The following is a 19,902-nucleotide window of genomic DNA, read 5'->3' on the forward strand; positions in this document are numbered from 1 at the left end:
TGTTTCCTTAAGGGTTCATATATTGCTGGTCAGGCTCATCAGCGGCAGCATGATCGCCAGCATGATCACCGCCACCAGCACCGCCATGACCACGGTCAGGGACGGCACCAGCGCGGCGAGCAGGCGGTCGATGCCGCGTTTGGCCTCGACGTCGAACACCTCGGCGACTTTGAGCAGCATGCTGTCGAGTTCGCCGGCCTGTTCGCCGACTTCAATCATTTGCAACGCCAGGTCGGGCAGCAACGGCTCGCTGCCGAAGGCGCTGGCCAGGGTGCCGCCGCCCTTGACCGACTCGGCGGCCTGGGCGACCTGGGCTTGCAGGGCGCGGTTGGTGCAGACCTGGCGGGCAATCACCAGCGCTTGCAGCAGCGCCACACCGTTGCTCAGCAGGGTGCCGAGGGTGCGGGCCAAACGGGCGGCTTCGACCCGTTGCAGCAACGGGCCGATGATGCGGATGCCCAGCACGCGGCGGTCATAGCGTTCGCGGCGCTGGGGATCGCGCAGGCGCGCGGCCAGAGCCCATGCGCCGACAATCAACCCGGCCAGCACCGCCAGGCCGTAGGCCCCGAGGAATTGGCCGAGGCCCAGGATCACCTCGGTGATCAGCGGAATCGGCACGCCCAGGTCCTTGAAGATCGGCACGAACTGCGGCACCACATAGGCCAGCAGCAACGCCAGCGAACCGAGCACGCCGACCACCAGAAACGCCGGGTAGATCAGCGCGTTGATCACTTCGCCCCGGAGTAACTGGCTGCGCTCCAGGTAATCGCTGAGCTGGCGCAGGGTGTCTTCGAGGGCGCCGCCCGCCTCGCCGGCGCGGACCATGCTCAGGTACAGCGGCGAAAACTGGCTGCCCTCCGCCTCCAGCGCCTTGGATAACGGCTGGCCGGCCTTGACCTGTTCGCGGATGCGCTCGATCAGCGCGCGGGTCTGGGGCTGGCCGGGCTGCTTGAGCAGGATGCCCAGGGAGCGTTCCAGCGGCTGGCCGGCGCCCAATAGCGTGGCCAATTGTTGAGTGAAACTGACCAGCGCCGCGCCGTTCAACTGGCCCCGGCCAAAGGCCTTGCGCAGGCCCTGGGCGCCCGCCACCTCGATCTGCAACAGCAGCAAACCGCGCTTGTGCAGCGCGGCGACGGCGGCATCCTGGTCCTTGGCTTCGAGGGTGCCGTTTTGCGCCTGGCCCTGGCTGTCGAGGGCGCGGTATTTGAACAGGCTCATGCGCCCTCTCCCCGGGTGACGCGCAGCACTTCTTCAAGTGAGGTGACACCGGCCACGGCCTGGCGCAGGCCTTCTTCATGCAAGGTGCGCAGGCCGCCACGGCGGGCGGCCTGTTCGAGGGTGGCGGCGTCGGCCTGGCGCATCAACAGGCTGCGCAGTTCGTCGTTCATCACCAGCAGTTCGGTGATCGCACTGCGGCCGTGGTAGCCACCGCCCGGCGCATCGGCGCGGGGGCGATAAAGCATGATCGGGCGCTGCTCGGTAAACCGGTCGAGGCCGTGTTCGGCGATCAATTCCGCCGGTGCTTCGAAGGCTTCGCGGGTGGCCGGGTCCAGGCGCCGCACCAGGCGCTGGGCAAGGATGCCGTTGACGGTCGAGGCAATCAGGTAGCTTTCGACACCCATGTCCAGCAAGCGCGTGATACTCGCCGCCGCGCTGTTGGTGTGCAGGGTCGAGAGCACCAGGTGGCCGGTGAGGGACGACTGGATGGCGATACGGCAGGTTTCCAGGTCGCGGATTTCACCGATCATGATCACGTCCGGATCCTGGCGCACGATGGAGCGCAGCGCACCGGCGAAGTCCAGGCCGATGGCCGGTTTCACCTGGATCTGGTTGATGCCCTCAAGCTGGTATTCCACCGGGTCTTCGACGGTGATGATCTTGCGCTCGGCGGTATTGAGCCGCGACAGCGCGGTGTACAGCGTGGTGGTCTTGCCCGAGCCGGTGGGCCCGGTGACGAGCAGGATGCCGTGGGGCCGCTCGAGCACTTCGAGGAAGGTTTCCAGGCGCTGGCCATCAAAGCCCAGGCTCTGGAAATCGAACTGCACGGTCTGGCGGTCGAGCAACCGCATGACCACCGACTCGCCAAAACTGGTGGGCACCGTGGACACCCGCAAGTCCAGCTCCTTGCCCTGGATGCGCAGCATGATGCGCCCGTCCTGGGGCAGGCGCCGCTCGGCAATGTCCAGGCGCGCCATGATCTTCACCCGCGAAATGACCGCCGCTGAAGAGCTGGACGGCGGCGCCTCGGCGTCGTGCAGCACGCCGTCGATGCGGTAGCGCACCTTGAGCTGGTTTTCGAAGGGTTCGATATGAATGTCCGAGGCGCGATGTTCCACCGCGCGCTGCAGGATCAGGTTGACCAGGCGAATCACCGGCGCTTCGGAGGCCATGTCCTTGAGGTGCTCGATGTCTTCCAGGGCACCGCCCTGCTCGTCGAGGTTTTCGATCAGGGTGCCCATCGCCGAACGACCCTGGCCGTAGTAGCGCTCGATCAGGGTTTCGACTTCGTTGCGCGGCCCCACGGCCAGCCACACCGGCACGCCACAGGCATAGGCCATGGCCTGGAACGGGTAGACCAGCGACGGGTTGGCCGCCAGCACCCGCAGGCCGCCCCGGCTCCAGCCCACGGGCACCACCTGGTAGTGGCGCATGAAACGCTCGGTCAATACCGGCAATGGGTCCAACAGCGGCGGCGCAGCATCGGCCAGCAGCAGCGGTGCGCCGAGCAGGTCGGCCCAGGCACGGGCCAGCTCCACTTCGGAAACCAGCCCCAGGCGCGTGAGCAGGCCTAGTAATTCGGTGTCACCGCCCTCCTGGGACAAGCGTCGGGCGCGCTCCAGGTCAACGGTTTTCAAGCCGGCATGTTGCATCAGCCACGCGCAGACCTGTTCGGTGTGCGGGATGTGCAGTTGGCAGGCATCGATGGGCGTTGAAGGGCTGGGCATGGGTAAAAATCTGAGGGGCTATATGAGCCCCCTGTAGGAGCGAGCTTGCTCGCGAAAAAGGTACATCCGACGCCGCGATGCGCTTGGAATACTTTCGCGAGCTAGCTCGCTCCTACAGGGGGTCAGGCTTACTTGGTTGGTGCTGTTTTAGAGGTAGCAGATTGGCTCAGCGGCCGCCCACCCTTGGTGGTTTCAGCTTTCTGTTTTTTGACGGCCTTGGCATCGTGGGCCTGGGTCAACACCGTGGAATCGGCGGCGCCGGATTTCGCATCGGCGTCCGTGGACTCGGCCGCCATCGCCGCGCCACTTAGCGCAACGCCCAATACAACACCGGCACCCAACAGGGAAATCTTCATCAACTTTCTCCAGATCAAAAACAGCAGATAGCCCAAGTGGCGCCTTGAACTCGATCAAGACCCTACACCAAAGCGTTGTGTATGACAGCTTGTGTAAACATGGCACTTTGAAACTACCGAGCTATGCCACTAGTTAGCCACGACTCGATAAATTTTCTTAAACCAATCGACTGGTAGGTTTAGCCTTAGTTCCGAAAGGTAAGAAAATATTTCTTATTTCACGCAAAAATTAGCTTTCGTTTGACTTATAACCGCAAGAATTGCCTTAATTATGCGGTTTTTGCGGTTCAAAATGCCATCTCGTGATATCGCTTAGACACTATCCACAACAATAACTAATACAATTATTACACTTATAAAACTGCGAAATTCGCCAAATAGTTGCAATTAGCCATCGGTTAAAAATTGCGATCACGGGCAACTATTGCCCAGAAAAAAGTGACGAGGTGCAGTGCAACACGCACTTCTCGGCGCGCCCTGTTTACTGAACTGTTGTCGGAGAGACCCATGAATAAACGCAAAATGATCGGTGCACAGTCGGCTTTCGCCCTGCTGGCACTGGCCGTGTCCCAGGTGCATGCGGCCACCAGTCCTGCCCTGGATGAAGGTCGGGTAAGCCGCGCGGAAAAAGCCGCGGACAAGACCCTGGCAAAGATGACCCTGGAAGAAAAACTCGCCTACATCGGCGGCACCGGCGGCTGGGACGTCAAGCCACTGACCCAGTACGGTATCCCGCAGATCCACGGCGCCGATGGCGGTGTGGGCGTGCGCTACACCAGCGAAGGCAACGCCCAGGGCGTGGTCTACCCGTCGGGGCCGAACCTGGCCGCCAGCTGGAACCCGCGGCGCGCCATCGACCTGGGCCGTGCCCTGGGCTATGACACCGCCAGCGGCGGCTATCAGTTCGTCACCGGCCCTGGTGTGAATCTGTACCGCATGCCGTACAGCGGCCGGGCGTTCGAGTACCTGTCCGGTGAAGACCCGTTCCTCGGCGCCAGCCTGGCGCCGGCAGTGATCAACGGCATTCAGTCCCGTGGCGTGTGGGCCAATGCCAAGCATTTCGCCGCCAACGACCAGGAAAGCAACCGCTTCCACCTCAATGAAATCATCAGCGAACGCGTGCTGCGCGAGATGACCCTGCCGCCGTTCGAGTCCGCCTCGAAGAACAGCAAGGTCGCGATGATGATGTGTGCGTTCCAGAAGGTGAACGGCGAGTTCGCGTGCCAGAACAAGCACCTGATGCGTGACATCCTCAAGACCGAATGGGGCTACCCGGGCTTCGTGCAGAGCGACTACAACGCGGTGGTCGACGGTTTGCCGGCGGCCCAGGCGGGTACCGACCTGGACATGATGGGCTACCAGATGAACAGCACCATCCTCAAGCCGTATCTGGACAGCGGCGAGCTGAGCAGCGCGACCATCGATGACAAGGTGCGCCGCATCCTCAAGCAGATCTACCTGTACAAGTTCGACAGCAAGGCGCCGCTGACCAGCCACAACATGAACAGCGCCACCAGCAACCGCGTGGCCCTGAACGCCGCCCGCGAAGGCATCGTGCTGCTGAAAAACCAGAACAGCCTGCTGCCGCTGGACGCCAGGAAGGTCAAGCGCATCGCCGTGGTCGGCACCCTGGCCAAGTACGCGCCGCCTACCGGTTTCGGCAGCGCCAACGTCATGGCCGCCAACTACATCAGTGAGCTGAGCGGCTTGCAGCAACTGGCGCCAGGCGCCAAGGTCGAGTTTATCGACGGGCTGTCCCTGGACCCGGCCACCTCGACCTGGACCCATGCCGACGGCAATGGCAACAGTGTCAAAGGCTTGAAGACCGAGTTCTTCAGCAACACCAACTGGTCCGGTGACCCGGCCGCCAGCCGCACCGACACCCATGTCGACCTGGACTGGTCCACCGACAGCCTGCCGGTGAACGGCGATACCGCCGCCACCTCGATTCGCTACAGCGGCCAGATCACCCCGACGGTCAGCGGCGAGCAGGTGTTCAAGGTGCGTGCCGACGGCGCCGTGCGCCTCTACGTCAACGGCAAGAAAGTCCTCGACAACGGCGACGGCAAGCCGCTGCCGAACAACAGCATTCCGCCGACCATCCCGGTGTTTGCCAAGGTCAACCTGGAAGCCGGCAAACCGGTCGACATCAAGCTGGAATATTCACGCCGCAACGGCTACCTGTCGACCATGGGCGGCCTCGTCGGTGTGCAGATGAGCTGGGCGTCGCTTGTGGCACCGCAGGACCTGGCCAAGTACGACGCGGTACTGGTCGCGGCCGGTAACAGCAATGAGTACGAAGGCGAAGGCTTCGACCACAGCTTCGACCTGCCCGAATACCAGAACCTGCTGATCCAGAGCATCGCCAAGGTCAACCCGAATACCGTGGTCACCCTGCACGGCGGTACCGGCCTGAAGATGAGCGACTGGATCGACCAGGTACCGGCCGCGCTGCATGCGTTCTACCCTGGACAGAACGGCGGCCAGGCCTTGGCGGAGATCCTGCTGGGCAAGGTCAACCCGTCGGCCAAGCTGCCGATCAGCATCGAGCGCAACATCGAAGACAACCCGATCTACGCGACCTTCCCCACGTTCGACAACCAGGAAACCCTGGCCGAGATGAGCTACAAGGACGACCTGTTCCTGGGCTATCGCGGCTACGAGAAAAAGGGCATCAAGCCGCTCTACCCGTTCGGCTATGGCTTGTCGTACACCACCTTCGGCTACAGCAACATCAGCGTGACCCCTGGGGTGGCGGTGGCCGGTGCGCCGATCAAGGTGTCGTTCGACCTGGCCAACACCGGCAAGGTCGCGGGCGCCGAAGTGGCCGAGTTGTACGTGGGCCAGAACAACCCGAAAGTCGAACGCGCGATCAAGGAACTCAAGGGCTACAAGAAGGTGTTCCTCAAGCCGGGCGAGAGCAAGCGCGTGACCATCGAGCTCAACGATCGCTCGCTGGCCTACTACGACGTAGCGAGCAAGCAATGGGTGGTGGATGCCGACAGCTTCAACCTGTCGGTGGGCGCGTCGTCCCAGGATATTCGCCTGAACGCCAAGCTGGTCAACCCGTTCCGCCAGGAACTGTCGACCACCACCAGCAACCCGCTGCCGCGCTCGGCGCTCAACTCGACGCTGCGTGAATCGACGGTGAAGACCGGCGGTGTGCTGCATCAAAATGAAGGTGACAGCGGCACCAGCGACGGTGATGGCTATGACATGAGCGATGACAGCAGCCAGGGCAGTGCTACCGGCAACTGATCCCTGTGGGAGGGGGCTTGCCCCCGATGAGCATGGGTATCTACACAACTGTGTAGCAGCCAACGCTAACCACGATGCGAAGCGAGCCGCCCTTGATCTTGATCTTGCTTTTGATCTTGATCTTGATCTCAGGCGCCCCGTTAACCACGCTGGCCGGAATTCGATAGTGATTTGGGGGGTAAACCGGCAGGGATGCCGGTTTAGCCGCCCCGCGCCATGGATGGCGCGTGGCGGCGGCCCCCCACATCACTGTCGGATTACGGGCACACCGAGCCTGGGCGAGGTGCCGAGTGGTGGGGCGAAGCGTTTTTGGTTACTTTTGGCGCTCTTCCAAAAGTGACCCGCTGTAAGAGCGGAACCCTAAGTAGCCGTTACCGCAGCAACGGATATGTACTCATTCCAACCCCAGCACATGGCCGGCCCAGAGACCGCCATCGGGGGCAAGCCCCCTCCCACATGTTGACTGTGTTCAACTCAGGTTCTGATGGCTGCCTCGACCCGCGCGATGTAGCTGTCAAACCGCGCCACCAGGTCCACCTGCTCGGGAAAGCGCAGCCACTGGATCTGCAGGCCATCCATCATGGCCAGGATTTCTTCCACCAGCCCGGCGATATCCACATCGCTGCGCACCTCCCCCGCTGCGACCAGGTCGGCAAACTGCCCCTGCATGCGCTGGTGAATCGCCGCATAGCGCGCCTGGAACCAGGCCCAGGCCGGATGGGTGTCCAGCAGGCTTTCGGCATTCAAGATGGTAAACGCGCGCACCACGCCCGGTGCCGTGGCATTCGAACGATTGATCGCACGCAGGCTGCCGAGTAAGCCATTGAGGGTTTTCTCCGCACGAACCTCATCGGCAATCCGTTGATTGACCTCATCGCGACGCTGCAACACCCCCATCAACAGCGAGATCTTGCTGGGAAAATGATGCAGCAGCCCGGCCACCGAAATACCCACGATCGCCGCCACCTGGGCCATCGAGGCGCCGCTGTAGCCTTCCAGGGAGAACACCTGCAGGGCCGCGTCCAGCAGCTCTTCGCGGCGTTTTTCACCTTTGGGGGCGCGGCGGGTCTTGGGGGCGGGTTCGGTCATGGGCAGGTCCTAGTGGGCGGTAAAAAAGCTCAGGCGCTTTCCCGTTCGATCAAGCGGCAATCCAACAGGTTCAAACGCTGTACGGCATCCGGCAACACGCCGAGGCTTTCCAGCACGCGGGTTGCCGCCAGTACGCCGATCTCCAAGGCCGGCGGTTTGATCGTACTCAGGCTGGGCAACAACATTTCGGCAAACGGGTAGTCACCGAATCCAAGCACCGCGCACTTTAACCCGGAACGCTGCCCCGCCAGCAAACCACCGGCGGCGAGGTTGTCATTGGCGAAGAAGATCGCGTCAGGTGGGGTGGCGTGGTTCATCAGGGCTTGCATCGCCTGCTTGCCGGCTTCGAAGGGCGCGCTGTCGGCGTCCGGGACGAAGACCCGGGGCTGTACACCCAGTTCGATCAGGGTTGCGGCAAACCCATCACCCCGTTCCAGCGCGCTGAAGTCGCCCGTGGCGCTGTTCTGCACGAAGGCGATTCGCCGATAGCCCTTGCCATACAGGTAGCGCGCGGCCGTGACGCCGACTGCGTAGTGGGAAAAACCGATCTGCACCGGCGCGCGTTCGGGCACGTAGTCCCAGGTTTCCACCACCGGGATATCGGTGTCGGCGATCATCTTTTCGGTGCCTGCACTGTGGAAGCGACTGGTCAGCACCAGCGCTGCCGGCGACCAGCCGAGGAACGCGCGCACCGCGCTTTCTTCCTGCTCGGCGCTGAAGTAACTGGACGCCAGCAACAGCTGATACCCATGGCGACTGAGGGTGTCGCTGAAGCCCTGGATCGTGTTGGCAAAGATCGGCCCCGAGATGTTCGGGATCACCATCGCCACGATCCGCCCCCGCGCCGACGCCAGCCCGCCGGCCACCAGGTTGGGCACATAACCCAGCTCGGCCACCACCTCGGCAATGCGCTCGCGACGCTCGGGCGAGACCTGCTCCGGCTGGTTGAAATAGCGCGACACGGTGATCGCCGACACCCCGGCCTGCCGGGCCACGGTGTTCAAGGTGACGCGCCCGGCGCCACGGCGCTTGCGCGGTTTGTCTTCGTTCACGGGATCATCCTGCTAACAACCAAAAAGAATATAGGGATAATTTTTAAGTCTTTGACGCTCTAAACCCGAGCTACCAATAATGCCGATGTTAGCGCTAACAAAGCGCACTGTCTGCTACTCGCTCAAGCGAATGCCCAAGGCAGTTTCCACAGGCGCTGACGGTCGTAAGAACCGCAGCGGTTCAGGGCATTTTTTCGAGCGAACACACCATGCACAGGCACACGCACTTATTCCTTCTCGCCGGTCTGACCGCCCTCCCCGTGCCCGGCGCCTTTGCTGCCGACGAGCAGGAACCCACGCTCAAAGCGGTGACGGTCACCGCCACCCGGCGTGAAGAATCCCTGCAAAAAGTCCCGGTGGCGGTCTCGGTGCTGGACGGCGAACAACTGGAGCGCGACAACCGCAACGGCGTGGCCAGCATCGCCCAGCAAGTGCCGTCGCTGAACTTCCGCACCGGCGCCTCGAACAAGGACACCTCGCTGTTCGTGCGCGGCGTGGGCACTATTTCCACCTCTCCTGGCGTGGAGCCGACGGTGGCCACGGTGATCGACGGCGTGGTCTACGCGCGCCCCGGCCAGGCCACCCTCGACCTGCTGGACCTGGAGCGCATCGAAGTGCTGCGCGGCCCGCAAGGCACCTTGTTCGGCAAGAACGCCTCGGCCGGCGTGCTCAACATCACCAGCAAGGCGCCCAGCGCCGAGACCCATGGCTATATCGACCAGGCGTACTACAGCGGCAACGAAAGCCGCACCCGTTTCGGCATCGGCGGCAGCCTGGTGCCGGATGTGCTCAAAGGCTCGATCAGCACGCTGTTCGGCAGCTACGACGGTAACGTCGATAACCAGCACAACGGCCAGGAGGTCAACGGCTACAACCACAAGGGCATCCGCGGCAAGCTGGAATTCACCCCCAACGATGACGTGAAACTGACCCTGATCGCCGACTACATGCAGTCCCACGACGACGCGCCGAATGGCGTGGTCAGCAAGTCCCTGAGCCCGGCCTTCAGCAATGCCTTGAGCCCGGTGCGCGCCTCCAGCGACAACCGCGACATCAACACCGATACGCGCAGCCATGTCGAAGACACCAACAAAGGCTTGTCCGCTCAGTTGGACTGGAACCTCGGCGACTACACCCTGACCTCGATCACCGCCTGGCGCGGCTGGGACAACACCCAGTACCAGGACGGCGACCGCCTCGGCACGGTGACCGCCGCCTTCCCCGGCACCGCCGACAAGGGCGAGCTGGCCTTCGACCAATACTCCCAGGAACTGCGCCTGGCCTCGCCCAAGGGTGAGTTCCTGGAATACGTCGGCGGCCTGTTCTACATGCACGGCAAGGACGAGGAAACCTATCAGCGCACGCTCACGACCACCACGCGCACCGACCGTGGCATCGCCGACTACAGCACCACCAGCGACAGCTACGCGGTGTTCGGCGAGACCACGCTGAACTTCACCTCGCGCTTTCGTGGCATCGCCGGCCTGCGCTACACCCACGATGAGCTGAAATACGATCACCGCCGCGTCTCCACCTCGGCCACCACGGTCAGCGGGATTCAACCGGCCACCTCCAGCTCCGGCTCGGTGGACGAAGACGGCTGGTCCGGTCGCCTCGGGGTGCAGTACGACATCAGCGACAGCGTCACCAGCTACCTGACCTACTCGCGCGGCTACAAGGGCCCGGCCTACAACGTGTTCTTCAATATGCAACCGCGCGACACCGATGCGCTCAAGCCGGAAACCTCCAACACCTGGGAAGCCGGGATCAAGGCCACCGCCTGGAACAACCGCCTGACCACCAACCTGGCGGTATTCCACAGCGACTACGACAACTACCAGGCGAACTTTTTCGACACCGTCGCCGGCCAGGTCGTGACTCGCCTGATCAACGCCGGCAGCGTCAGCACCGAAGGCGTCGAGCTGGATTACGCCCTGCAGGCCACCCAGCAACTCAAGCTCTCCGGCGCCCTGGCCTACACCCGTGCGCGCATCGATGAGTTCGCCTGCCCGGCGGGCGCAGCAGCGACGTGCAACGTGAACGGCAAGCCACTGCCCTTCAGCCCGGACTGGAAAAGCTACGTGCGCGCCGACTACACGATCCCACTGGATAACGGCCTGGACATCGAACTGGGCACCGACTACAGCTGGCAGAGCGAAGTGCAGTACGACATCAGTCAGAACGTCGACACCAAGCAAGGCGCCTACGGCATCTGGAACGCCAGCGTGGCCCTGGCCGACTACAGCAATGGCTGGCGCGTGGCGTTGCTGGCCAAGAACCTCGCCGACAAGTCCTACTCACCGCTGCTGGCCAGCGGCGGCAACTACATCTACCGCGCCGTACCCCGTGACGATGAGCGTTACTTCGGCGTGCAACTGCGCAAGGATTTCTAGCATGAGCCGTCAACTGAAACTCGGCGCCTTTCTCATGGCCACCGGGCACCATGTCGCCGCCTGGCGCCACCCGGACGTGCCGGCGGATGCCGGGCTGGATTTCGCCCAGTACAAACACCTGGCGCGGGTGGCCGAAGCGGCGAAGTTCGATGCGCTGTTCGTGGCCGACAGCATCGCCGCCGCCACCGGCACGATCGCCAGCCATATGGCGCGTTCGGACCATTTCGAGCCGCTCACCCTGCTCTCGGCGCTGAGTGCGGTGACCGATAACATCGGCCTGATCGCCACGGCGACCACCAGCTACAACGAGCCCTACCATGTGGCGCGCAAGTTCGCTTCGCTGGATCACCTGTCCGGCGGGCGCGCGGGCTGGAACCTGGTGACCTCGGACAACGCCGCCGAAGCGCAGAATTTTGGCCGCGACGAACACCTCAGCCATGGCGAACGCTACAGCCGCGCCAAGGAGTTTCATCAGGTGGTGACCGGGTTGTGGGACAGCTGGGAAGACGATGCCTTTGTGCGCGACAAGGCCAGCGGCAACTATTACGACCCGACGAAACTGCATGTACTGGACCATGTGGGCGAACATTTCCGGGTCAAGGGCCCGCTGAATGTGGCGCGCTCGCCCCAGGGCCAGCCGGTGATCGTGCAGGCCGGCTCGTCCGAAGCCGGCCGTGAGCTGGCCGCGCAGACCGCCGAGGTGGTGTTTACCGCACAGACCTCGCTGGCCAATGCCCAGGCGTTTTATGCCGACCTCAAGGGCCGCTTGAGCCGGTACGGGCGCGGGCCGGACTCGCTGAAAATCATGCCCGGTGTGTTTGTGGTGGTCGGGGCGACCGAGGCCGAGGCCCAGGCCAAATTCGAGGCATTCCAGGATCTCGTCGAACCTGAGGTGGGCGTCGCGTTGCTGGGGCGCATGCTGGGCAATTTCGACCTGTCCGGCTACCCGCTGGACGGGCCGTTGCCGGCGCTGCCGTTGACCGACAGCGGACAACGCAGTCGTCAGCAACTGCTGAGCGACTTGGCCAACCGTGAGCAACTGACCCTCGCGCAATTGGGTCGGCGAATTGCCGGTGGCCGCGGGCATTACAGCCTGATCGGCACGCCTGCGCAGATTGCCGATGAGCTGCAGAACTGGTTCGAAAACGGCGCGGCCGATGGCTTCAATATCCTGGTGCCGCACTTGCCGGGTGGGTTGGAAGACGTCGCGCAATGGGTGGTGCCCGAGCTGCAGCGGCGCGGCCTGTTTCGCACTGAATACAGCGGTTCCACCTTGCGCGAAAACCTCGGCCTGGCGCGCCCGGCCCATCGATTTACAGAGGGTAAAGCATGAAGTTTCCAGCACTGCTCCTGGCCTTGCTGGCGGTGACGCAAACCGCCCTGGCCGCCGACCCCGCCACCTTGCGTATCGGCTACCAAAAAGGCTCCATCGCGCTGGTCCTCGCCAAGCAACATGACCTGCTGGAAAAGCGTTTCCCGAAGACGGAGGTGAAGTGGATCGAGTTCCCCGCCGGCCCGCAGATGCTTGAAGCGCTGAACGTGGGGGCACTGGATGTGGGTTCCACCGGCGACATCCCGCCGCTGTTCGCCCAAGCCGCCGGGGCCGACCTGGTCTACATCGGCGCCGAACCGCCCAAGCCGAGCGCCGAGACGATCCTGGTGCGCAACGATAGCCCGCTGCATTCGGTGGCGGACCTCAAGGGCAAGAAAGTGGCGTTCCAGAAGGGTTCCAGCTCCCACAACCTGATCCTGCGAGCGCTGAACAACGCCGGCCTGAGCTACAAGGACATCCAACCGGTGTACCTCCCGCCGGCCGATGCGCGAGCGGCGTTCGAACAAGGCAGCGTCGATGCCTGGGCGATCTGGGAACCCTACTCGTCACTCGCCTTGAGCCAGAGCCCCAGCCATGTGCTGGCCAATGGCGAAGGCTTGGGCCTCTCTGGACCGGTGTACAGCGCGCGGCGCGAGTATGCGCGGGACAATGGGGCCTTTATCCATGACCTGCTCGACGAGCTCACCGCCGCCGAAGCCCTTACCCGCAGCCAGCGCGAAGACAGTTTGAAAGTACTGACCGAGTTCATGGGCCTGCCCGCCGACGTGGTTGCACGCTACATGGACAACCGCCCGCCTTCGCCGATTTTGCCGATTGATGAAGGGATCATTCAGGCGCAGCAGGCGACGGCGGATCTGTTTTTCCAGAATCGGTTGTTGCCCAAGGCCATTGAGGTGAAGAAGGCCGTGTGGAGTTCCAAAGCCGACTGAGATCCTAATGTGGGAGGGGGCTTGCTCCCGATGGCGGTGGGTCAGTCAATGCATGAGGTGACTGACCCACTGCTATCGGGAGCAAGCCCCCTCCCACATTTTTTGACCGAGTCAGGTTTGGGCTCGGGTGCTTTTTTCTATCAGGCACATGGGGGTGCCGGCCACCGGTTCGCTCATGATCTGCACCTGCACCTCAAACACCTGGCGCATCAACTCGGCACTGATCACCTGTGCCGGCGCGCCATCGGCCACCAGTTTGCCGGCGTGCATCACCGCCAGGTGGTCGGCGTAGCGGCAGGCCTGGTTGATGTCGTGGAGCACGGTGATCACGGTCTTGCCTTCGGCGGCGAGTTCGCCCATCAGGTCGAGCAGTTCGACTTGGTGGCTGATGTCGAGGTAGGTGGTGGGTTCGTCGAGCAGCACTACGGGGGCGTTCTGTGCCAGGACCATGGCCAGCCAGGCGCGTTGACGCTGGCCGCCGGACAGGTCCGCCAGGGCGCGGTCGGCCAGATTGTCGAGTTCCAGGCGTTGCATCGCCTGGGTCACATGGGCCTGGTCATTGCCGCTCAGGCGTCCCCACAGCGAGTTGTGCGGGCTGCGGCCATAGGCGACCAACTGGCGCACGCTGACGCCTTCGGGCACCGGCAGCACTTGGGGCAGGAATGCAATGTGCCGGGCCAGTTGGCGGGCGGACAGGCTGGCGTAGGCCTGGCCATCCAGGCTCAGCTCACCTTGCGTGGGCTTGAGGATGCGCGCAAACGCCTTGAGCAAGGTGGACTTGCCGCAGCCATTGGGGCCGATTAACGCGGTGACTTTTCCCGTCGGCGGCGTAAACGACAGCCCCTGCACGATGGGTATGGCGCCGTAGCCGATATCCAGCGCGCGTGCTTGAAGAATACTCATGTCATCAGCCCTTGAACCGTGCCAGCAACCAAAGAAAATACGGTGCGCCAATCACCGCCGTAAGCACCCCGGCGGGGATTTCGCTGGGCGCGATCAGCGTGCGCCCGAGGGTGTCGGCCAGCACCAGTAACAGCGCGCCGATCAGCATCGCCGCCGGCAGCAGGTACTGGTGATGCCCACCGACCAGGCGCCGTGCCATATGCGGTGCGACCAGGCCGATAAAGCCGATCGGCCCGATCACGCCCACGCCCAGGCTGGTGAGCAGCACCGCGCAGGCCATCGCCAGCCAGCGTGTGCGGTTCAGTGCGGTGCCCAGGCTGTGGGCCGCCTCATCGCCGAGGGCGATCAGGTTAAGCGGTTTGGCCAGGCACAGCCCCAGCGGGATCAACACCAGGAACGGCAGCACCAGCGCTACATGGTGCCAGTTGCGGCTCCACAGGCTGCCAGTGAGCGCGAGCAAGGCGGTGTTGATGTCCAGCGGGTGGGACAGGATCAGAAACTCGGTGACGCTGGACAAGGTCACCGCAATCGCCACCCCGGACAGCGCAAAACGCACGCCGGAAAAACTCACACCGGTGTTGTACAGCGCCAACAGCAACGCACCACCGGCGCCGCCCAGGCAGGCCACCAGGGGCAGCCAGGCAATCGGCAAATGCGGCCAACTGATGATTGCCACCGTCAGCGCGAGCCCCGCACCTTGGGTGACACCGAGGATTTCCGGCGAGGCCAGCGGGTTGCGAATCACGCCCTGCACAATCGCCCCGGCCAGGCCGAATGCGCAGCCGGCGAGGATCGCGATCAGGCTGCGTGGCAGGCGGTGGTTCCAGACTTCAAAGTCGAGGGCGTCATGGGCCAGCAGGCGCTCCAGCACGGTTTCGGGCGTGAGCCACAGGGTGCCGGCGCTGAGGCTGACGAAGGTCGCCAGCAGCAACAAAACGAGCAGCAGCCAAAGGCGCAATCGTGGCTGGGTCATAGGGCACGCCTGGCGAGAAAGAGGAAGAATGGTGCACCAATCAGTGCCGTGACCACCCCGGCCGGGGTTTCCACCGGGAACGCCACGGCGCGGCTGAGCAGGTCGGCACCCAGCACGATCACTGCGCCCAAGGCGGCACTGAGTGGGATCAGCCAGCGGTAGTCATTACCGAGAAACTGGCGAAGGATATTCGGCGCGATCAACCCGACAAAGCCGATGGGCCCGACCGCGCAGACACTCGCCCCCACCAGCAACAGGCTGGCGACGAACACCTGCAAACGCAGGCTGGCAATGCCCACGCCCAACGAGCGCGCGGCGTCTTCGCCGAGGTTGATCAGGTTCAAGCGCGGCGCACACCACAGCGCCCACAGGCCGCCGATCAAGGTGCACGGCCAGAGCAATTGCACCTGGGCCGCACCGACGTTGGCCAGGGAACCGGCCAGCCAATTGAGCACGCTTTGCGCCTGGGCCTCGACCAGGATCACCGTGAGCCGGGTCAAGGCAGCACACAACGCGGCGACGGCCACCCCGGCCAACACCAGGCGACCTTGGGCCGTGGCCGGCGACCAGGCGCCACCGAGGCTGAACACTGTGATCCAGGCCAGTGCGCCGCCCAGGCAGGTCATCAGCAAGGCAGCGCCGGCAAACGGCGGTGCGACCAACCCGGTGGAAAACAACGCGAGCCCCAACGCCGCACCTGCCGTCACGCCGAACAGCGACGGCGATGCCAGACGGTTGCGGGTGATGCCCTGCATCAGCGCCCCGGCCAGGCCCAGGCAGGCGCCCACCAATGCCGCGCACACCGCACGCGGCACGCGCAACTGGGCGACGATATAGGCCATATTGCCGCCCACGCTGCCCTGATGCACCAGCCCATTCCAGGCGTCGGCCGCCGTGAGAGTGAACGGCGACCAGCTGTACAACGACAGCCAGAACAACACGGCACCCAGCACCACGATGCCGGCTGCGGCCAAACCACGGCCCATGCTTATTGGCTCAGTACGGCTTTGCCGCCCTTGAGGATCGCCAGGGCGTCCTCGGCGATCTGCTCCGAGGCCAACACACCACGGTTGCGCGCCCAGCTGTCACCGTCCACTTCGGCCACCTGCTGGTTGCGCACCGCGCCCAACACTTGCCACAGCGGCTGCTTGCTCCAGCTGTCGACGATGCTCGGGCGGCGGTAATGGCCGACCAGCAGCCAACCCGGATCGAGGGCGAGCAGTTGTTCGAGGCTAACGAATTCGGTCGGCGCGGCGTTGGCGCGCACCGACGGCACTTTCAGGCCGATGGCTTGCAGCACGCTGCCGGCGTAGGAGTCCGGGCCGTGCACGGAGAGGCTGTCTTCACGGGCGACACCGAACAACACGCTGGCACCGGCGGGGATCTGCTGGGCGATTTTCTTCAGGTTTTCGCGGTTTTGTGCGATGCGGGCTTCCATCTGCGGGCTTTTGCCCAAGGCCTTGCCGATCAGCTCAGCGGACTTGAGGCTGCCCTCGTAATCCTCACCGCGCGACGGCAGCAACAGGATTGGCGCAATACTCGCCAAGTCGCTGTACAGCGCCTGGTGGCGGTTGAGGTCGGCCACGATCAGGTCCGGCTTGAGCCGCGCGATTTCCTCGATGCTCGGTTGCGAGCGCAGGCCCACGGATTTCCACTGGCCGATGGCCTGACGCACACGCGGCAGCACGCGATTGGCGTCGCCATCATCGGCGGCGCCGACGGGGGTGACGTCCACGGCGGCGAGGCTGTCGAGAAAAGAGAACTCCAACACCACCACACGCTTGGGCGCATCGGGCAGATGCACCGCGTGCTGGCCGTCATTGAGGTCGATGGGGGCAGCGCTCAGCAGGCTGGAAGAGAACGCCAGCAGGCAGGCGGCAAGGGTGGGGATGGAGCGCAGCAATCGCATGGAGGTACCTCGGCGTTAAAACACCCCAACTGGACGGGCTGGGGAAAACGGCGGGTACTATTCCATATCGGGGCGACGTGATCAAAAAACATTCTCATTTGTGGGAGGGGGCAAGCCCTAATGCCAGTCAGTTAAGGCTTTTTGTAGGAGCGAGCTTGCTCGCGAAAAACTCACAGGCGCCGCGTTCATTCAGGAAGCACGCGTTATCGTTGACGTTTTTCGCGAGCAAGCTCGCTCCTACAGGAGGCGATGTACGCTTAACTGACTGGCATTAGGGCAAGCCCCCTCCCACATTTTTAATCCGCGTCTAAAAGTCGACCGTGGCAGACAGCAGATAGGTACGCGGGGTCGACAAGGTCAGCCCCGGCTCGCTGTCATCCGACGCGCCGGCCGAACTCCAGTAGCGCTTGTCGGCGACATTCTCCACATTCGCCCGCAGGGTGATGTGCTTGTCATCGACCTTGAAGGCGTAGCGGGCGCCGACGTCGATACGGTTCCAGGCGTCGATTTCCTTGACGTTGGACTGGTCCAGGTATTGGGAACTGGAGTGGATGCCCCGGCTGGTCAGGGTCAGGCCTTCGAGGGTCGGTACGTCCCACTCGGCACCGAGGTTGACGTTGTACTTGGGCGTGGCCGGCGCGCGGTTGCCGTCCCAGGCGCCATTGGTGGTGTCCTTCAATTTGCTGTCGATGTACATCACGCCGCCGAGCAGGCGCACGCCCTTGAGGGGTTCGCCGAACACGCTCAGCTCCGCACCGGTGTTCTGGCGTTTGCCATTGGGACCGAACAGCCGCGACGTGGCGTTGGTCTCGTAGGCCGGTTGCTTGATGCGGAACACCGCGGCGGTCACGGCGAAGGCGCCAGCGTCGTACTTGGCGCCCACTTCCACCTGGCGGCTGATAAACGGCGGGAAGATCTGGTCTTCGTTGCGCGACGTGGACGGTGCGATCTTGCCCTGGCTCAACCCTTCCATGTAGTTGGCGTACAGCGACAGTTTGTCGGTGGCTTTGAACAGCAGGCCACCCGAAGGCGAGATCTTTTCTTCGTCGTAGTTGGTCTTGCCTTTGATGCCGTCGCTCCAATCGTCCACGATCACGCGCTGCCAGCGCGCACCGAGGGTGAGCAACAGGCGGTCATCGAAGAAACCCAGGGTGTCGGACAAGGCCACGCCACTGAACGTGTTCTCGGTATAAACCTTCGCATCCTGGCGCGTGGCCACCGACGGCGTCGGGGTTTGCACGGGGTTGTAGAGATTGCTCGATGCGTTCGCATAACGCGCACCGCCGTTGGTGAAGTCCATATAGAAGTAGCTGGCGGCCAGGTTGACCTCATGGCTCACCGGCCCGGTGTGGAACCAGTTACGCACGCCGGCCGTGGCGGTACGGACGTTTTCATCGCGGGTGAAGTCCCGAGGCTGCACGGTGAAATCACCGGCCGCATTGGTCACCGAAACAGCATGGCGCAGGAACTCATGGTTACTTTTACGCGCGCCCACACCGCCGTAGAGCATCACCGAATCGCTGAGGTCATATTCGGCATTCAGCGTACCGAAGGTGTCCTTGGTGCGGGCCTTGCTCCAGGACTGCGCATAGTTGCGGCGCACATCGTTGGCGCTGGGCACCGGCGCGGCAGCCGCGACTTGCACACGCTCCTGCGGCGCATCGGTATCGCGCTCGGTGCGGCCGATATCGGTGGAAAGGCGCAGGCGCTCGCCACGAAAATCCAGGCCCAGCACGGCCATCTCACGGTCGACGCTCTGGTGGTCCCATTCGGTATCGCCGGACTGCTTCACGCCGTTGAAGCGCAGGCCGAACTTATTGTCTTCGCCAAAGCGCCGGCCCACATCCACCGCGCCCCCGGCCTGGCTGTCGGAGGCCCAGGTGCCGGTGAACGAGGTGATGTCCTTGTCGGTGGCGCGCTTGGGCACCACGTTGATCCCACCGCCGACGCTGCCGCGCGGCGAGATGCCGTTGATCAACTGGGTGGGGCCTTTGAAGATGTCGACGCGGTCGGCCATTTCCATGTCGATGGTGTAGGTCGGCAGCACGCCGTACAGGCCGTTGTACGACACATCACTGTTGAACAGGCTGAAGCCGCGAATGGTGAACTGTTCATAACGCCCACCGGCCGGGTTGGTGGCGCGTACCGACGGGTCGCTGGCGATCAGGTCGCCGAGGGTGCGCGCCTGCTGGTTTTTCACCGCGTCCTGGGTGTAGGTGGTCATGCTGAACGGGGTTTCCATGAAGTCCCGGGTGCCCAGCAGGCCTTGCGAGCCACGCCGCGCCACCTGGCCACCGGCGTAGGTGTCGCCGTCGTACAGGCCGGTAGTACCGAGAATCGACGTGGGCGCCAGCTCCAGGCTGCCGCCCTCCGGCACCGGCACCAGCATGTAGGCCTGCTCCCCCATGGGCTGCAACTGCAGGCCGGAGCCTTGCAGCAAGCGGGCAAAGCCCTCTTCCACGCCGTATTCGCCGGATAAACCGCTGCTGCTGCGCCCGCTGACCAGCGCCGGGTCCACCGACAGGTTGACCCCCGACAGCCCGGCAAAACGGGTCAACGCCGCACTCAGGCTGCCGGCCGGCACCTGGTAGCTGCGGCGCGCGGCGCTGTCTTCGGCATAGCTGACGGGGACGAACAAGGGGCTGGCGCTGAGGCTCAGCATCAGGCTCAGTTTGAGCAACGGGCGCAAGCGCAAGGGTTGGACTGCGGGCATTGGAAGAAGCTCTCGATTTTGTTCACTTGCCTGGAATGACAGGCGAGGT

Annotated in this window: 14 protein-coding genes; 4 read left to right on the forward strand and 10 right to left on the reverse strand. The window is 63.7% G+C overall.

Annotated features, from left to right (window positions below):
* Positions 1-15: 15 nt before the first annotated feature.
* The 3 genes from gspF to V3W40_RS09085 all read right to left on the reverse strand — a co-directional run bounded on the left by gspF (position 16) and on the right by V3W40_RS09085 (position 3,301).
* Positions 16-1,218 carry a type II secretion system inner membrane protein GspF gene (gene gspF, locus V3W40_RS09075; RefSeq protein WP_027607414.1) on the reverse strand — a complete coding sequence of 401 codons (1,203 nt, stop codon included), beginning with the start codon at positions 1,216-1,218 and terminating at the stop codon, positions 16-18.
* Positions 1,215-2,945 (reverse strand): type II secretion system ATPase GspE, encoded by a 1,731-nt coding sequence (gene gspE / locus V3W40_RS09080; RefSeq protein ID WP_330214885.1) that lies wholly within the window; start codon positions 2,943-2,945, stop codon positions 1,215-1,217. The genes gspF and gspE overlap by 4 nt, the downstream gene beginning before the upstream one ends.
* A 128-nt stretch (positions 2,946-3,073) precedes the next feature.
* Positions 3,074-3,301 carry a hypothetical protein gene (locus tag V3W40_RS09085; protein WP_065927288.1) on the reverse strand — a complete coding sequence of 76 codons (228 nt, stop codon included), beginning with the start codon at positions 3,299-3,301 and terminating at the stop codon, positions 3,074-3,076.
* 507 nt (positions 3,302-3,808) lie between these two features.
* Between V3W40_RS09085 and V3W40_RS09090 the strand changes: the two genes are divergently transcribed.
* On the forward strand, positions 3,809-6,559 hold the full coding sequence (locus tag V3W40_RS09090) for a beta-glucosidase (protein ID WP_065948033.1): 2,751 nt from the start codon (positions 3,809-3,811) through the stop codon (positions 6,557-6,559).
* Positions 6,560-7,033: 474 nt separating this feature from the next.
* Here V3W40_RS09090 and V3W40_RS09095 read toward each other — a convergent pair whose 3' ends face one another.
* Complete coding sequence (locus V3W40_RS09095; protein ID WP_065940319.1) at positions 7,034-7,648, reverse strand: TetR/AcrR family transcriptional regulator; 615 nt, start codon at positions 7,646-7,648, stop codon at positions 7,034-7,036.
* A gap of 29 nt (positions 7,649-7,677) precedes the next feature.
* Positions 7,678-8,700 carry a LacI family DNA-binding transcriptional regulator gene (locus V3W40_RS09100; RefSeq protein WP_330214886.1) on the reverse strand — a complete coding sequence of 341 codons (1,023 nt, stop codon included), beginning with the start codon at positions 8,698-8,700 and terminating at the stop codon, positions 7,678-7,680.
* Between the two features lie 209 nt (positions 8,701-8,909).
* Between V3W40_RS09100 and V3W40_RS09105 the strand changes: the two genes are divergently transcribed.
* The 3 genes from V3W40_RS09105 to V3W40_RS09115 are packed head-to-tail and all read left to right on the forward strand — an operon-like array spanning position 8,910 to position 13,355.
* Positions 8,910-11,093 carry a TonB-dependent receptor gene (locus tag V3W40_RS09105; protein WP_074847295.1) on the forward strand — a complete coding sequence of 728 codons (2,184 nt, stop codon included), beginning with the start codon at positions 8,910-8,912 and terminating at the stop codon, positions 11,091-11,093.
* Positions 11,086-12,426 (forward strand): LLM class flavin-dependent oxidoreductase, encoded by a 1,341-nt coding sequence (locus tag V3W40_RS09110; protein ID WP_178084565.1) that lies wholly within the window; start codon positions 11,086-11,088, stop codon positions 12,424-12,426. Before V3W40_RS09105 ends, V3W40_RS09110 begins: the two co-directional genes overlap by 8 nt.
* A complete protein-coding gene (locus V3W40_RS09115; RefSeq protein ID WP_330214887.1) occupies positions 12,423-13,355 on the forward strand; it encodes a sulfonate ABC transporter substrate-binding protein in 933 nt (310 codons plus the stop codon). The genes V3W40_RS09110 and V3W40_RS09115 overlap by 4 nt, the downstream gene beginning before the upstream one ends.
* A gap of 111 nt (positions 13,356-13,466) precedes the next feature.
* Here the strand turns inward: V3W40_RS09115 and fecE are convergent, their stop codons facing one another.
* The 5 genes from fecE to V3W40_RS09140 form a co-directional block, all read right to left on the reverse strand.
* A complete protein-coding gene (fecE, locus tag V3W40_RS09120; protein ID WP_330214888.1) occupies positions 13,467-14,258 on the reverse strand; it encodes a Fe(3+) dicitrate ABC transporter ATP-binding protein FecE in 792 nt (263 codons plus the stop codon).
* 4 nt (positions 14,259-14,262) lie between these two features.
* Entirely contained in the window at positions 14,263-15,231 is a 969-nt protein-coding gene (locus V3W40_RS09125; protein WP_065948028.1) for an iron chelate uptake ABC transporter family permease subunit, read from the reverse strand.
* Positions 15,228-16,217 (reverse strand): iron-dicitrate ABC transporter permease FecC, encoded by a 990-nt coding sequence (fecC, locus tag V3W40_RS09130; RefSeq protein WP_223015333.1) that lies wholly within the window; start codon positions 16,215-16,217, stop codon positions 15,228-15,230. The genes V3W40_RS09125 and fecC overlap by 4 nt, the downstream gene beginning before the upstream one ends.
* A gap of 2 nt (positions 16,218-16,219) precedes the next feature.
* Positions 16,220-17,140, reverse strand: coding sequence for a Fe(3+) dicitrate ABC transporter substrate-binding protein (locus V3W40_RS09135; RefSeq protein ID WP_330214889.1), 921 nt, complete (start codon positions 17,138-17,140; stop codon positions 16,220-16,222).
* Positions 17,141-17,447: 307 nt separating this feature from the next.
* On the reverse strand, positions 17,448-19,853 hold the full coding sequence (locus V3W40_RS09140) for a TonB-dependent receptor (protein ID WP_330214890.1): 2,406 nt from the start codon (positions 19,851-19,853) through the stop codon (positions 17,448-17,450).
* Positions 19,854-19,902: the final 49 nt, after the last annotated feature.

Origin of the sequence: Pseudomonas sp. AM8 (assembly GCF_036346475.1) — a bacterium.
Classification (GTDB): domain Bacteria; phylum Pseudomonadota; class Gammaproteobacteria; order Pseudomonadales; family Pseudomonadaceae; genus Aquipseudomonas; species Aquipseudomonas marginalis.

Coding starts and splice junctions, on each gene's coding strand:
- V3W40_RS09125 (WP_065948028.1), bottom strand. CDS start 15,231: ATGACCCAGCCACGATTGCGCCTTTGGCTGCTGCTCGTTTTGTTGCTG.
- V3W40_RS09140 (WP_330214890.1), bottom strand. CDS start 19,853: ATGCCCGCAGTCCAACCCTTGCGCTTGCGCCCGTTGCTCAAACTGAGC.
- V3W40_RS09085 (WP_065927288.1), bottom strand. CDS start 3,301: ATGAAGATTTCCCTGTTGGGTGCCGGTGTTGTATTGGGCGTTGCGCTA.
- fecE (WP_330214888.1), bottom strand. CDS start 14,258: ATGAGTATTCTTCAAGCACGCGCGCTGGATATCGGCTACGGCGCCATA.
- V3W40_RS09135 (WP_330214889.1), bottom strand. CDS start 17,140: ATGCGATTGCTGCGCTCCATCCCCACCCTTGCCGCCTGCCTGCTGGCG.
- gspE (WP_330214885.1), bottom strand. CDS start 2,945: ATGCCCAGCCCTTCAACGCCCATCGATGCCTGCCAACTGCACATCCCG.
- V3W40_RS09095 (WP_065940319.1), bottom strand. CDS start 7,648: ATGACCGAACCCGCCCCCAAGACCCGCCGCGCCCCCAAAGGTGAAAAA.
- V3W40_RS09115 (WP_330214887.1), top strand. CDS start 12,423: ATGAAGTTTCCAGCACTGCTCCTGGCCTTGCTGGCGGTGACGCAAACC.
- V3W40_RS09090 (WP_065948033.1), top strand. CDS start 3,809: ATGAATAAACGCAAAATGATCGGTGCACAGTCGGCTTTCGCCCTGCTG.
- V3W40_RS09105 (WP_074847295.1), top strand. CDS start 8,910: ATGCACAGGCACACGCACTTATTCCTTCTCGCCGGTCTGACCGCCCTC.
- gspF (WP_027607414.1), bottom strand. CDS start 1,218: ATGAGCCTGTTCAAATACCGCGCCCTCGACAGCCAGGGCCAGGCGCAA.
- fecC (WP_223015333.1), bottom strand. CDS start 16,217: ATGGGCCGTGGTTTGGCCGCAGCCGGCATCGTGGTGCTGGGTGCCGTG.